At 52.5% G+C, this 14,982-nt stretch carries 14 protein-coding genes; 6 read left to right on the top strand and 8 right to left on the bottom strand.

All coding sequences use genetic code 11. The annotated features are described in order from the left end of the window. Positions 1-96: 96 nt before the first annotated feature. From HQL65_12680 to HQL65_12655, 6 genes are all read right to left on the bottom strand, one after another. Positions 97-825, bottom strand: a complete 729-nt coding sequence (locus HQL65_12680) for an OmpA family protein (GenBank protein MBF0137088.1) — start codon at positions 823-825, stop codon at positions 97-99. Positions 826-848: 23 nt separating this feature from the next. Further along, positions 849-1,457 (bottom strand): hypothetical protein, encoded by a 609-nt coding sequence (locus tag HQL65_12675; protein ID MBF0137087.1) that lies wholly within the window; start codon positions 1,455-1,457, stop codon positions 849-851. Between the two features lie 20 nt (positions 1,458-1,477). Continuing rightward, a complete protein-coding gene (locus tag HQL65_12670) occupies positions 1,478-1,837 on the bottom strand; it encodes a hypothetical protein (GenBank protein ID MBF0137086.1) in 360 nt (119 codons plus the stop codon). Between the two features lie 38 nt (positions 1,838-1,875). Next, entirely contained in the window at positions 1,876-3,438 is a 1,563-nt protein-coding gene (locus HQL65_12665; protein MBF0137085.1) for a DUF4384 domain-containing protein, read from the bottom strand. 584 nt (positions 3,439-4,022) lie between these two features. Continuing rightward, a complete protein-coding gene (locus HQL65_12660) occupies positions 4,023-4,331 on the bottom strand; it encodes a hypothetical protein (GenBank protein ID MBF0137084.1) in 309 nt (102 codons plus the stop codon). A gap of 129 nt (positions 4,332-4,460) precedes the next feature. Beyond that, on the bottom strand, positions 4,461-4,871 hold the full coding sequence (locus tag HQL65_12655; protein MBF0137083.1) for a hypothetical protein: 411 nt from the start codon (positions 4,869-4,871) through the stop codon (positions 4,461-4,463). Positions 4,872-5,405: 534 nt separating this feature from the next. On the opposite strand from HQL65_12655, the gene HQL65_12650 reads away from it, so the two are divergent. From HQL65_12650 to HQL65_12625, 6 genes are all read left to right on the top strand, one after another. Continuing rightward, positions 5,406-6,272 carry a DUF2807 domain-containing protein gene (locus HQL65_12650; GenBank protein MBF0137082.1) on the top strand — a complete coding sequence of 289 codons (867 nt, stop codon included), beginning with the start codon at positions 5,406-5,408 and terminating at the stop codon, positions 6,270-6,272. A gap of 112 nt (positions 6,273-6,384) precedes the next feature. Then, on the top strand, positions 6,385-7,305 hold the full coding sequence (locus tag HQL65_12645; GenBank protein ID MBF0137081.1) for a TIGR04222 domain-containing membrane protein: 921 nt from the start codon (positions 6,385-6,387) through the stop codon (positions 7,303-7,305). Between the two features lie 3 nt (positions 7,306-7,308). Next, complete coding sequence (locus tag HQL65_12640; GenBank protein MBF0137080.1) at positions 7,309-8,364, top strand: radical SAM protein; 1,056 nt, start codon at positions 7,309-7,311, stop codon at positions 8,362-8,364. A 360-nt stretch (positions 8,365-8,724) separates the two neighbouring features. Continuing rightward, positions 8,725-11,373, top strand: coding sequence for an NACHT domain-containing protein (locus tag HQL65_12635; protein ID MBF0137079.1), 2,649 nt, complete (start codon positions 8,725-8,727; stop codon positions 11,371-11,373). A 129-nt stretch (positions 11,374-11,502) separates the two neighbouring features. Continuing rightward, positions 11,503-11,781 carry a DUF1640 domain-containing protein gene (locus HQL65_12630; protein ID MBF0137078.1) on the top strand — a complete coding sequence of 93 codons (279 nt, stop codon included), beginning with the start codon at positions 11,503-11,505 and terminating at the stop codon, positions 11,779-11,781. A 120-nt stretch (positions 11,782-11,901) separates the two neighbouring features. Next, positions 11,902-12,240: a hypothetical protein gene (locus HQL65_12625; GenBank protein ID MBF0137077.1), complete on the top strand. Its 339-nt coding sequence runs from the start codon at positions 11,902-11,904 to the stop codon at positions 12,238-12,240. A 38-nt stretch (positions 12,241-12,278) separates the two neighbouring features. On the opposite strand, the gene HQL65_12620 is transcribed toward HQL65_12625, so the two are convergent. Together HQL65_12620 and HQL65_12615 are read right to left on the bottom strand one after the other, a co-directional pair. Then, on the bottom strand, positions 12,279-12,620 hold the full coding sequence (locus HQL65_12620; protein ID MBF0137076.1) for a type II toxin-antitoxin system HicB family antitoxin: 342 nt from the start codon (positions 12,618-12,620) through the stop codon (positions 12,279-12,281). A 210-nt stretch (positions 12,621-12,830) separates the two neighbouring features. Then, positions 12,831-14,369: a YifB family Mg chelatase-like AAA ATPase gene (locus HQL65_12615; protein ID MBF0137075.1), complete on the bottom strand. Its 1,539-nt coding sequence runs from the start codon at positions 14,367-14,369 to the stop codon at positions 12,831-12,833. Between the last annotated feature and the right edge of the window lie 613 nt (positions 14,370-14,982).

The following is a 14,982-nucleotide window of genomic DNA, read 5'->3' as shown; positions in this document are numbered from 1 at the left end:
GGAGGTCCAGGAGGAAGGGCTGTGCCCTTCCTCCTGGCGGGGTTTGGGGCGGAGCCCCAATAAAATCTTCCTTTTTCCAATCAGGCAAGGCCGAAATTACATTTCACCAATCAGTCTGAATTGCACCCGACGATTTTCGGCACCATTCGGATTGTTGGGATTGAGGAGTTCTTTTTTCCCTTTCCCAACCACGGCCATGCGCTTGACGGGAATATCCGAGGCGAGAAAATCCCGGACCGATTTGGCGCGGGCTGCGGACAGTTGCATGTTGTAATCCGGGCTGCCGGAAGCGTCCGTATGCCCCTCGATGGCAAACCGGCAATTGGCCAGTTTGTCATTGTTCATGGCTTCAGCTACGGTTTGCAGGGTTTTATAGGCACCGGAGCTGAGTTCATAGGAGTTGTATTCGAAAGGCACGGAGAGAGCGACGGCATTGCCTGCTGGGCAGCCCCCGCCACTGACTTCGTTGGTCGAAGATTCGTCCTGTTCGACGGCCATTTTTGCGGCGGCTTTGCGGGCGGAATTGGTGACCTCTTTTTCTCTGGCGGCCGGCTGGGCTTCATCATCGGTTTGACCGAAGACGATACCCCGGGTTTTGACTCCCTGAGGCTTTCCGGAGTGTCCCTTGTTCGCTGAGCGGTTTGTCCCGCCGGATCCGAGCAGACCGTTGACAATGTCGGAAGCCTTTGGTTCCTTGTTTTGCAGAGAGACGACATCTCCTGCGGATGCCTGGCTGACGGGAACGAAACTCAGCATGACGGCAACGACCAACAGGCCGCCAAACGCTCCAGATTGCTGCTTCATTGATGGCATGGATCTCTTCATGTTCCAGACTCCCCAAACAAACATTACTGACTGCAATCCCCTTGATTATCGCCCAGTCCGCCAATGGAACTGCACGCTTTGGCACCTTTTCCAGACACTGTTTGCACGCTTTTCTGGATCAGGGTTTTGGTTTCCATGACCTGGCCATTGCCCAACTGGACTTTTTTGACGACCATTTTTCCGCCATTCGGGGTGGTATAGACCGAACTTTCCAATACTTTCTGGACAGTTTCAATGTTGTGATTGGCGGCTGTTCCCTGGGTACGGGTGCGATTGGCCCTTTCCAGAGCCTGGGAAGAAGCCGATCCGGAGTCTCTGGGAATGCCGTTGCTGTCCAGGATGCCATTGACCAGTCCATCGACGGTGTTGTTGATATTGTCGGTATCTGGATCAATGCCTTGACGATTACGATCTGCCCTGGCGCGTGCCGATGTGGCTGTACCCCGGGTGACCGGTTGGCGTCGATTGACTTCATCGCGTGGCAGGAAATGAATCCCTCCTGCCACCTCCGGATCGTCATCGCCGGCCAGTGAGGAACCAACCGGCAGGACGGACAACAGACCGCCAAATCCCAGAACGAGTGCGGCATTCCGGAGACATCGTGCCATGCGACCTTGAGGGGGGTTGCCCATAATCTCTCCGTGCGTTCCGGTTATTTCCAATTTTTTTTCAGTCGGCAGAGTGAATTCTGGAACGGTATGATCTGGATGGATTCATGCCGTCCATCCTTGGTTTTTGTCGGGACGATCTGTGGGTTGAGTTTATCGCTGAAAAAAGTCTGGCCAAACCCGCTCTCTCGGAAAATTTCTTTTCCTTCCTGCCAACAGATCAGTTCATATTCGCCGACTCTTTCCTGGCCGGACAGTTGACTGCCCTGTTTTTCTGCCATGGGGATCACGCCGCCTTCGGCTGCTTCGACACCCGCCCGGGCCGACCCTGCCCACAACAGGCAGGGCAGGGTGACCAGGGCGGTCGCGTATGTGACCCATGCTGCTTTTTTATGGATCGCCATGTATTGTTTTATCCCTGTGGGGAGGATTCTGTTGAGTGTCAGGGGGTTACCTTGACAGTGACTTCATCATGGGCCAACAGGCCATCGATCTTTTTGAATTCGTTCAGCACTTCATCGAGTGATCCCACTTTGAGCGGTGCCAGGTCTTTGGCGTAGAGCTTGTGTGGGAGGGAGATGCCCACTTCCCGGCGCGAGGCCATGCAGAGAACTTTCTCTGTGGTATTCGGTTTTTCCATGAGGATACTGAAATCCTTGTCGGGGAATTTGACCCGTTCACCGGCACCGATATAGGAATCAGTCTTGAAGCGGTTTGGAAAGACGCGCACGACGGTTTTGGTGTGATCCTGATAGAAACAGTAGAGATAGGCCGGATCCGTCACGGAGGCATCCAGTTGGAGTTGCTCCTTGGCGCGCAGTGTCGGACTCTTGCCTTTGCTGGTGGAGAGCTTCAGGGAAAGAGGCGTGGTCGTTACCGGTTTGACCTGGGAAACGGCGCTTTCAGGTGTGCCATCGCTGCCTTGTGCGGGTGCCAGGATGAGATCCTTGGTCAGGAAACTGTAGTACAGGTCAAAATTGATTCTGCCGTCGGCGATCTGGCCGTTGTCGGATTGGAAGCGGCTGATGGCGGTCTTGGTTGCTTCATCGATAACGCCGCTTTTGAAGTCGCCCGTCAAATAGCCACCCCCTTGCAGAACTCTTTGGGTCAGGGCGGTGCGATCCTTGATGGACATGCGGTCGTACCACTCACGGGCCTGTTGCATCATTTGGGGCGACGTAGCCGGAATATCGAGACACTTCCAGTAGGGGACTTCGTTCAATTTGCCCAGGACTTCGATCAGCGAGAGTTCGATGAGGGTTCGCACGGCGGCAGCCGGTCCTTCGCTGCGATCCAGGGAGAGGTTGAAAAAGAGTCCGGCTTTGCCGATTTTGCCATCGGCATCACCGCCGGCACCGGCACGCACCACGGAGATCGAGTTTTTGGCATTTTTGCCCGGTAGAATCTGGCGGGTGGCCAGATTGCCGATATTCATGTCCATGGAGATCACGGAGACCATCTGGTCTTTGGAGACGCCGAGGGCCAGGGCCGGAACGGAGATGCCTCCACCAACCTTGTCCGTGGTCACACCCGGATCCAACGAGGTGATGGCACCGCGAATGTAGTGTGAGGGAATCTGAAACCCTTCGTTTTGCAGAACCTCAGCGGAGCCGATCATGTTTTGCAGGTTGGAAATATCCGTCTGTCCACCATCAAAATCGACAAACTTGAAGGCATTGCTTTTGACCGACATGGCCGATATGGCCGAAATCATCATGTCTTTGGTGCCGGCTTTGACCTGCTGGGTTTCATCTGGAAGTCCCTGGCTGGTGATCACGAGTCCCTTCCTCTTGTAGGAGAGGAACAGGTCATCCATGCACGAAAGGGCTGCACTGAAGCTGGTAATGTTTTTGGTGGCAGCGGTCTTTGGTTGTGAAACGACGCTGGCGGTTTCCGGGTTGCTGACCACGCAGCCGGTGATGACGAATCCGGCCAATCCGGTCAGGATCGCTGCCTGGCCCAGTTTTCCGGGTAAAAATTTTTTCGGCATGGCATTTTTTTTCATGGCTTGGTTCTTTTCCAATCAAGTTCAATGAATCAGGTTCAGGTGTCAGGTTAGCCATCCTCTGGCTGTTTCCGATCTTTTCGGGAAAGGCTCCGCTGTTTATCAGAGCTATCCAGTCCGGGCATTGTACCCCACTTCCTGCCCAATTTTGAAGTCGAAACGCACGGTTGTGCCAGGATGTTGCTTCGTTGTGAATCAATTTGCGAAAATATTCAAAAAATACATGAAAATACAATACGCCCTATCAGGTGAACACTCCGGCTCCATTCGCTTCTGAAGCCTCGGTCGCTTCGTTTCCGGATGGCTTGCAGGGCAGGGAAGTCCGGGCAGGATCGGCACAGCGCCACGCGAGGCACTCATATGTCCAGGGCGTTTTGTAAGACAGGCTGGGCGCAGGGACTCACGCCGGACTCGTCAACGACTCTACGAGGCTTTTCCGCGTCTTTCGCGAGGCTTTCCCGCGTCAGGACATTCTGCGAGGACAGGCTGGATGCTGAGTTCCGCTGCAAATCGACACGACTTCCCGCAAGACTTTCATGTATCCTGAGAGTTTCGCGAGACAGACAGGAGTAGGCGATGCCCCATCAGCGACAGACATTGATGACGTCGCCGCGCACGACGGTCGTGACTTCGCGCGGTGCCCTTGCCCCCTTCTCAATTTTCACGGCACCCACGCTGGAATTGCAATTCCTGTTGACATTCTGACCGGGCGTGGTGTCCAGATTGCCGCCATTCGTGTTCATGCGGGATTGGGGCATGGCGCGGTTGATCTTGGATTGTGAACCCGGGTCGGCATGTTGCCGCTGGTTGAATTCGGCAGCGGAAGCAGTCGCAATCGAAAAGAGAATTCCCAGGCCAACAACAGGAAAAATCAAAAAATTCTGGTTTTTCACGGCAGGTTGCTCCGGCAGGAGAAGGGCGCATGTTACATCGGGAAACCAACCATCCCGAATCATATCGGCTTGTTTTTGGGTGACATCCCTGCCGCGCCATGCGGCAGGGATGACAGGTGCTGACAGCAATTACTCGCCGATGGTACCAATGGCGGTTTTGGCTTCGGAACCTTTGCCGGCAGCAATGTTGGTGCTGGAGCCGACCACGGTGGTCTGCTTCACGTTGCCACCAACCTTGGTATTCTTGATGTCGCCGATGCGGGTTTCGGCTTTTGCACCTTTGCCGGCTGCGACGTTGGTGTTCTTGCCGACGACAGTGGTTTGATCCAGGTTGCCCTTGATCTCGGTGTTGGCACCGACTGAGCCGATCCGGGTGGTGGCTTTGGAATCCTGACCAACGGCCAGGTTGGTGTTCTCTTTCACGACGGTCGTCTGTTTGACGTTACCGCCAATTTTCACACCACCACCTGTCGGGGGTTCGGCAGCAGCGGGTTGGGCAATCAAAAGAAGAAGGGCGCTGACAGCAAGAAGGCGTTTCATGTATTTCATCTCCATTTTGTTTGTTTCATTTCAGGAACGGTTTGGCTACGGTCAACACAACCAGAACTTTTTAAAAGTTCATAAAGACTCCCTTACTCTCATGCACAAAATAAATTTTTCTGTATGCATTATTAAATCTTTGGCTTAACAGCCCATTGTGAAGATTTCTGAAACTTCTCACTGTCACCATCCAGGTTTTCCATACAATCTGTACATGAGACACCTGCCGTGACAAAATGGTTTGCACAAATCGAAAAAAATCCTGAAGCTGCCGGGTTATATTTTCAGATGCAACGTTCGCACATCGCGAAAGTTGCCGTATTCTAAGCGTTATCGGTTGCCAGTCAATCCTGATTTTTTTGTTACCCGGATCATGTTTTTTTTGCCTGGACGAATCAGCGTCTGTTTTTGGTCATGGTCGGTGTTGACGGCAGATCCAGGGCAGCAGCGGGAAATTTCCGAATGATCTGGACGGCCTGGTTGCCATGGCTTGCAGGGTATTGCATGTTCCGTTGCCGAGTGGGAGGGTGTACCATGATTCATTGCAAGAGAGGGTGTCCAGACCGGTCGGTTGGCAGGGAAAGAGTGCGTTGGGAGTTGTTCCCGGGCGTGTTTTTCATGATTCTATGGAGTGGCATGGTGCAGGCCGACGAGAAGGAACCATTTTGGAGTGGGCGCGTTGACAAGGTACGGCTGGAAAACATTTTCCACCCCATCCAGATTCATACCCACGGCCAACCACAGACCGTGGTGCGGGTTGCCGGGCCGCTGACCAGGGATGCGTTGGGCATTCAGCAGCGGGGTGGCCAATTGACCATCCAGGGAAAAGCGGCGGAAGTGCATGCCAGTGGTTCAGGGAATGTGTCGGTCACGACTTCCTATGGTTCCATCCAGCAGACGGTGGTGGGTGACAATGCGAAGGGCGTGATCGAAATTGGTGGTCTTCCTGTGGCCAGTTCGACATCCGGTGGCAAGCCAATCCAGTTAAATCTCCTGGTCCCCAAGGGAACGCCGGTGACCATTGCCGGGACCTGCCATCTTGTGGAGATCGATTCGACAGCCGGGCCGCTCGATGTCGATGTCAATGGGGCCTGCGATCTGAAGGCCGGGAATATGGGACCCACCAATCTGCGGATCGATGGGGCAGGGGATGTTGACATTGCCTCGGTCAGTAAAAAATTGACCATCACGGCTTTGGGAGCCTCCAACATTCAGATCAAGGGGGGGGATGTGGAGTCCCTCCAGGTGGATTTGAACGGCAGTGGAGATGTGTTCTTTGGTGGTGTGGCGCGCAAGGTCAAGGTGGGACTTCAGGGGGTGGGCAATGTGACGGTCACCAAATCGCTCTCCGATCCCGAAATCAAGATCGACGGTGTTGGTGATGTCTCCATCGGACGATAAAACAGGCAAACCATCCAAAGAGTGGAGTTGGTTCATGATTTCATGCTATCCCCATGGATGAATGCCATAACATGTTTGTCGAACTGATTCTGCCATTGATGGAGCCTTTCCCATGCTCGGAGCCTTGGAACAGATTCCCGGTCCCTTGTTTTTGGAATATTTTTTGTTTTATGCCCTGTGCCTGCTGCTTTTGGCCTGGTTTCTGACCCTTGCCGATGGCTCCTGGACGCGGACCTTGCCATCCCTCAATCACTTCAATGTGGATGCCCTGGCCTACCTGGAAGGCGGCAGCATGGGAGTGGTGCGCACAAGTGTCTATCGTCTCTGGCAACAAGGTTTATTGGGGAGTGGTGACAAACCGGCGGGTGTCACGCTTGCCAAGCCTCGGGAGGGGATCGATCATGACGTCCTGGACGCTTTGCAGGGAGTGCTTCCCAGCCGGCAAGAGGATTTGCTCCAGGTCCAGGAGCGTTTGCAACCCCACATGGATCAATTGGTCAACAATCTGGAGGCCATGGGGTTGGTCCAGCCAAAGAGCCGCAAGAACTATCGCTTCCGGGTGTTTGTTTTTTCGCTTTTGTTGTGGTCGATGGGAGGCATCAAGCTCCTGATGGGGCTGACCCATCATCGACCCGGATTTTTCCTGTTTCTGCTGCTTGTGGTGAGCCAGATTTTGCTTGTCTTGATCCTGCGCCAGGGACGTTTTTTGACCACCCAGGGTCGCCGGTTCATGGCCGCGACCCGGAAAGAGTTTTCCTGGATGAAATCCCTGGATAAAAATTCAATCACCGACCCGGGCGTCGATTCTGCCCTGGGGGTGGCATTGTTCGGCACTGTTTTCCTTCTGGCCTTGCCGGGTGCTGCCGGGGCGTTTGATCTGTTCAAACACGGAATGATGGATACAGCATCCAGTTTTGACGGGTTTGGCACAGGTGCTTTTGGTGGCGGCGATGGTGGCAGCAGTGATGGTGGAGGCAGCGATGGCGGTGGTGGTGGCGGTGGTTGTGGTGGATGTGGTGGTGGCGGAGATTGAGACGTGCCCCGGGATGATCTCTGGGTACCCCAAAAATTTTTGCTGCAATGGCACCTGACCGAACGTTGCGACCGGCGTTGCACCCATTGTTACCAGGAGGAAAAATCGGCCAACGCGCAGGAGATGGCGTGGCCTGAACTCCTGGAAGTTCTGGCCCGGTTCAAGGCCATGCTTGCCCATTGGCGGCGCAGCAATCCTTCTCTTCCCGCCCAGATTACGGTCACAGGCGGTGAACCCTATCTCCGGGAAGATTTTCCCCGTTTTCTGGAACACCTGGCCAGCGAGCGGGCATATTATTCATTTGCTGTGCTTTGCAACGGCAGCCGGATCGATCCAACCACCGCCAGCCATCTGGCCCGCCTGCAACCTCTTTTCGTGCAGGTGAGCGTCGATGGCAGACCGGAACAGCATGATCTCGTGCGCGGGGCAGGCGATTTTGCCCGGGTGGAGCGGGCCGTCATCCATCTCAAGAAAGCCGGCGTCAAAACCATTGTTTCATTCACGGCCCATCCTGGCAATGCCCCCGATTTTTCCTGGGTAGCCGGATGGGCCTGGCGTCATGGGGTGGATCGTTTGTGGGCGGATCGACTGTTGCCCCTCGGTGCGGCCTCCCAATGGGATCGGGCGCTCTTTTCCCCTTTGGAAACCCAAACATTTTTTACCACCATGCGCCAGGCACGCGCTGCCTGGTATCGGCGTTTGTGGCCTCGGGGTGACATGGCTTTGCAACGGGCCTTGCAGTTTTTGTCTGGCCAGGGAAAACCCTATCGCTGTCATGCCGGAGATCGTTTGCTGGCGTTGTTGCCGGATGGCACGCTTCTCCCTTGTCGGCGTCTTCCCATGCCGGTGGGACATGTTTTGGATCCATGCGGTTTGCGCCATCTTTATGAAACACACCCCTTGCTGCGTCGCTTGCGTCACCCGGAATCCGTTCCAGACGCCTGCCAGGGTTGTTTTCATGCGCGTCTGTGCCGAGGCGGGTTGCGCTGTCTGGCCCATGCCGTGACCGGGGATGCGTTTCGTCGGGATCCGGGGTGTTGGTTGGATCTCAAGGCTTGAAAGACTCTTCAGGACAACACCCCTGTTCCGGTTTGTTCAATCTCGTCATGCATCGTGTCTGGAGCCAAGTCAATCTCTCCGGTGCCATGGACATGACAGACGGATGGCATTCAATAATCTCCTTGATATTTTCGTTGGCTGCCAGGCTGATGTTTTCAGGATTATATCTTCCCGTACCCAGGAAGGCAAGGTGGTGTCGGCACTCCGGCAGCGATTCGAGACCTGAAAAATCATTTGTGAACAATATTTTAAATGTTAAATATGCTTTCTATTTTCGAAGGCCATTGCATAAGAATTTGCATAATGATATGTAATGAAGCGTGAAAGTTGTGAGCTTGACGCCCGACCTGGATGTGTGACATGGAATTGATTAAAGATTTTTCAAATTGGCAATTGGATTTATGGTCCGTATTGATCGGCGGCTTTGTTGTGCCAACTCTGGTGTTGATAGGGATCGGTATTCGCAAACAGGTCCAGGATTGGATCATGCGAACTGTCGAAGGTGTTTTGTACAATATTGGACGCCATATTGGTATCAAGAGGATGGCATGGTTAAGTCTCAAGCGTTTGGCACGCTTGAATTTGGGCAAAGAGGGGAGCGCATTCCTTCCCATACCTTCGCGTAACAACAGGACTTTGAATACGGATGATTCTTTTGTCACACTGGCCATGGATAGTGCCGCCATGGGGGGAGGGCGGTATGATCATCACTCTCTGCTGAACGTTGGCAAGCGGTTGCGGGTGATTGGCGATCCGGGTTCGGGCAAATCCTCGCTGGTCAAGCGCATGTTCCGGGATGCCTGTCGGGCACTATTGGCAAAACCAGGTGTGTCGCGTCTGCCTGTCATGTTGGAATTACGTAAACTCATTAAATTGCCTGATCAGGATGATGAACAGACGCTGGGTACGTTTCTTTATGAAGAGTTGAAGAAGCAAATTTCTGAAGCCAAGGTTTATGGTGCTGCCGACTGTTTTGATATTGCATCAAACACCAACGGGGTTCTGGTTTTGTTGGATGGATTGGATGAGGTCTCCTCTGATCGTTATACTCGCATCAGTCAGGCTATTCATGGATTGTGTCGTTTGTTGGATAACCAAGGCGAAAACAATGTGTTGATTCTGACCATGCGCAGTCAGTTTCATCAACAGATTTCACGGGATTTTGAAAATTCCCTGCCGGTGGTGATGGCCATTCAACCCTTTTCTCCCGAGGACATCTATACATTTCTTTCTCGTTGGCCATTCCAGAAAAAAGAGGAACGCCCTGTTCACATCCGCCGCATTCATGACAATCTGAACAGATTGCCTACCTTGCGGGAAATGTGTCGCAACCCTCTGGTATTGTCCATGTATGTGGCAGAAGACGAGGTATCTCAAGGTGCGGCGGTCCCGGAATCGCGGACCGCTTTCTATAAAACCGTGCTGGATGAGCTGCTCAGCAAACGGCGTTCCAGACAGGGTATTTCCCAACCTGGACGGCAGGCTGAACATGAGCGACGCAAGCGATTGCTGGGTGCCATGGCATTTGAGCATATGCTCAATCCGTCAGAACCGACCAACACGTTGAACTGGCAAAACATGCTGAACACCTGTACACGCATCCTCCAGGAAAGCGGGTTGAAGGATGTGTCTCCTGAAGAATATCTGCGTGAAATAGCCAAAGAAACCGGTTTGATATCCGAGGAACGTCCAGGTGAGAGTTGGCGTTTTATTCATCTGACCTTTGGCGAATATTTGGCTGCGGCGCATGCGGCGGAGGTGATTGAGGATGGGTGGCATGTATTGATGGACAAGCATCGTGATTTTCGGAATTCCGCAACACACTCATTGGCAACACGACTCAACGAGGTGTTGCCCTTTGCGGCGGGTTTGTTGCCCCACAAGAATGTGAGCCGGGTGTTGGATGACGTTCTTTCTCTGGCTGATCTGGACGTACAGGGGCGGGTTTTGCTGGAAACCAAACGATACGAACATGCTTGTTGGCAGCAATTCAGCTCCAATATTCGAGACCAGATATTGAATCCACCACAAACCCATCAAATTGGTTCGCCCCGTTGGATGGATCTGTTGCGGCTGGCCATTACCGTTTTCCAGGATGCCCGCAATGCCGGATCACATGCCGGTGAGGAATTGTTTGCAGTGGGTAAATCTGAAGAAATTGTGCGTACCTGGGGAGATGATGCACTCTCTGCCCTGGCACGAGAAGATGGATTTGCCCTCTTCAGTATGCTGAATTCCCTTGGACTTTCCCCTTTGACCAGCTATTCCCATATTTTGTTGAAGGCCATGGATCAGCAACCATTGCAAGACGAGGTCATTTCCTTGGTGGAGAGGGAAGGGGAAAAACATCCTGAATGGCGTATTTTTTTAATAGAATCTGGTATGAGATATTCTAATTTGGCCAAAAAATTACGCTCAACGAAGGATGTTTGGCCTTGGTTGGACAAGTTAATGGTAGAGAGAAAGAAACAGGAACTATGGTTTGATGATTTATTTATTAAAAAAAATATTTATACCTGCCTTGTTACGAATGCTATTGCAAACTATGAAAATATTAAGATACCAGATTTTTATTTAATTGCGAATCTAATTAATATTAAGCCACCAAATTATAAATTTTTATTTAGTAACTATTTAGCAGTTATGTCAATAGCTGCATTAGTAATTCTTGCCGTAATTGAATTCATTGTTTTATTTGAGAGAAGAATTGAATTACATGGAATGGTTGGTAGTTTAATAATAAATATAATGTTTATTATTGTGTTTTTCGCATTAATATCGATTTTTAGTTTATTTTTGTCGTTTGCGTTATATGTTAGGAATGAATTAACATTACATTTGTCACTATTTTACAATAGTATGGATAAAATAGGATATTTTAGGTATGATGGAATGTTTAAACTTGGGATAATTATGTTAGGTAGAGTTGTTTTATTCAAACAATCATATAGTAGTTTTTGTGATGCTGTAATGAAAATTGATAAATCTCGTTATGAATTGAGATTATAATATGAGTTATGGTAAAATATTTTCAGAAAATTTTGTTGAGTTCTTGTGAACAAGATTTCTGATACATTCATTGGGATGATTATGGTAAATTGGCGGCGATAAGGTTGGACCAAGAACCTGGAGAGTATCATGTCCACCATAACGTTTGATACCATCGAATTCGTTGAGGAATTGAAAGCTGCCGGAGTGCCTGAACAGCAGGCTGTTGCCCAGGTGCGGATTTTATCCAAGGCTACGCGAGAAAATCTCGTCACCCAAACCCATCTTGACAGGCGGGTTTTGGAACTCAAAGGTGACTTGCATGAGACCGAAGCTCGCTTGATTGGACAGTTGGTTCTGGTCAAATGGATGTTGGCCCTGGTCGTGGCCGCAACTGTGTTGCCTGCTTTGAAGACCTTGCTTGGATAGGGCAGATTGCCCAATATTCACGCGACATCTGCGGATGTCACGATACCGGGGGTGTGTATCTCGATTGCAAGGCGTTTGAGTGCATTCGAGTTTTCTATCTGCATGCACGGGAGACCATCAATGAATCAGACAATCCAAGCAGTGGTTGCATCCGTCATGATCTTCTTGCCGTTCGGGGCCGCCCTGGCGGAATCGACTGCCGATCCGGTCGTGCAAAAGCGGATGCAAAATCAGGATCAACGCATTGACCAGGGAGTCAAAAGCGGGCAATTGACGCCACAGGAAACCAGCAAGCTTGAAGCCCAGCAGGCCAAAATCAAACAAGACGAGGCGCGGATGAAGGAAGACGGCAAATTGACCAAAGCCGAACGCAATAAACTGCGACATGAACAAAACAGGGCCAGCCAGAACATTTATCGGAAAAAGCACAACGCAAATAAGGCTGGCAGAAAGCATTGATACTCGGTTGGTACCCCATTACCGGGGATGGTGCCTCATTACCGGCTGATACCTTCTGCCAGGATGGTGGCCACCAGGGAGTTCATGCTGACACCTTCATGTTTGGCACGGATCGCCAAGCGTGCGTGGAGGTTTTTCGGAACCCTGGTCATAAACCGTCCAGAGAAGGTGTTGTCTTTGGGTTCAGGAATCGGATCCCCGAATTCCTTTCTGGTGGCAATGAATACTTTCAGGGCGTCCATGCCATTCGCGATGGCTTCCTGGGGCGTTTCGCCATCAGACATGCAACCCGGAAAATCAGGAAAAGTGATCAGGTATCCGCTGCCATCCTCTTCTGTAAGCGGGCAGATTTCAAAACGATAGTCCGTGATATCGGCCATCTGTTAATCTCCTGAAAGTGCCAGAAAAGCCCGAATATAAACAGGAAGCCAACTCTTTCAGGGTTTCGATTTGCCAATCGTTGGGATTATTCCGCATGCGGAGAAGCAGTTTCTCGTGTCTACTCATGCGAATAACGATACCATATACGGTGCCATAGGAACGGAACAAATTGTAAAGAGATTTCGCCACCAGTTTTCAGGCGATTTTTTTCAAGTTCCCGACGGATTGATGGTGCTTTCCAGACGAAACTGAATGGCTTCACCCAGGTGACCGACATCCACGCGCTCGGCCTGGTCCAGGTCGGCGATGCTGCGGGCCACGCGCAGGATGCGATGAAAGCCACGGGCGGAAAATCCCAGACGTTTGGCGGCCTGCCGCAGCAGATTGGCACCGGCATCATCCAGGGCGACGTGCCGTTCCAGCTCCAACCCCTGCAAAGAGGCGTTGAGACGACCGGGACCATTGCGCTGATATTGGCGGTTGCGGGCGGCGATGACTCGTTGGCGCACGGTGGCTGAGTTGTCGCCGCCGGGAAGATGCATGAGTTTGTCGAACGGAACCGGCGGTACCTGAATGTGAATATCGATGCGATCCATGAGCGGACCGGAGAGACGGGCGCGGTAGCGGGCGATTTGACTGGAGGAGCAGGTGCAGTCGTGAAAGGGATCGCCCAGATGGCCGCATGGACAGGGGTTGAAGGCGGCAATCAATTGAAAAACAGCAGGAAAATTGGCGCTGCGCAGGGCACGTGAAATGGTGACCATGCCGGCTTCCAGGGGTTCACGCAACACCTCCAGGGTGGTGCGACCAAATTCTGTCAATTCATCGAGAAACAACACCCCATTGTGGGCCAGGCTCACTTCGCCGGGACGGGGTGAATTGCCACCCCCGACCAGGGAGATGGCCGATGCCGTATGGTGTGGGGCACGAAAAGGCCGGGTTCCCACCAAAGGGGCAGCCTGGGTCAGGCGTCCGGCCACGGACCAGATGGCGGTCACCTCCAGGGCTTCGTCGAGGGTCAAGGGTGGCAACAGCCCGGCAATACAGCGGGCCAACAAGGTTTTACCGGATCCGGGTGGCCCACTCATCACCAGATTGTGTCCCCCAACGGCAGCCACTTCCAGGGCACGTTTGGCAAACTCCTGGCCTTTGACCTCGGCAATTTCCCGCATTCCCGGATCGGTGCGTCCCAGCCAGGCATGCCAATCGGTGGTCGGCAGGGAAGGCAAAGGGTGTGATCCCCGCAAATGCATGACCAATTGGGCCAGAGTGGCCACGCCAATGACCCGCACGCCGGGAACCAATGCCGCCTCGGCTCCATTGGCCTCCGGGACAATCAACTCCGTGATGCCTTCCTGGCGGGCAAACAGGGCGGTCGGCAAGGATCCGGGGACAGGATACAAGCGTCCATCCAGGGAGAGTTCGCCCAAAAAAATGCGGCTTTCCGTACTCTCGACGGGAATCACTCCCATGGCGGCCAACAATCCCACGGCCATGGGCAGATCGTAACCGCTGCCCTCCTTGGGTAGATCAGCCGGGGCCAGATTGATGGTGATGCGCACTGCCGGTATTTGAAATCCGGAATTTCCCAGGGCGGCACGCAGCCGTTCCTTGGCTTCGCGCATGGTTCCGTCGGGCAGTCCAACCAGATTCAGGCAAGGTACGTTGCCTCGGCTCAGGTCCACTTCCACTTCCACGCGACGGGCGGTGATTCCTTCCAGGGCAATGGTTCCGGCTCGTGCCAGCATGGCTTTTGATCCCAAAAAAAATTAAATGAAAAACTGGGATGGGGGTCCAGGGGGAAGGGCTGCGCCCTTCCCCCTGGTGGGGTTTGGGGCAACGCCCCAATGAAAATTTCTTCCAATTTTATTTACAAGGTCTCTGAAACCAGTGTATCGATTTCATATCGAACACTCCAGGGAAAGGGAAGGGGTGCAGATTTTCTTGGGGAAAATATTCGGTTCGCTGGGAGGCAGACCTCCCCAGATGAGCATATCCGGGCACAAGTCTGCTCCATTGGGCCATGCCACACTGCCATCCTTAATACAGTCTTGATCATCCTTTCGGCCAGCATGGTCAGGCAAATTGGGATGATTCTGAAATTAATTTACATTTTCAATATTATTCGCATGTTCTGGTTCAGGCTCGGACACAGGGTGGCCAAAAGGACGATCAAGGCCCAGATATGATTGAAGGCCCGGAACTAACGCCGAACCGCGAAAACGTTATCAATCCGGGTGGCGACAAACTTGACCTTATGGAAGGCAACACGAGTGGGAGCGTCATTCCGCGCTTCCGTTTCAACCCGGTGTGGTCTGACTGACTGCTGGATCACATGCAGTTATCGTATGACTGGTTCAT

The organism is Magnetococcales bacterium (assembly GCA_015228935.1).
GTDB lineage: Bacteria > Pseudomonadota > Magnetococcia > Magnetococcales > DC0425bin3 > HA3dbin3.
This window is presented reverse-complemented; position numbering and strand designations above follow the sequence as displayed.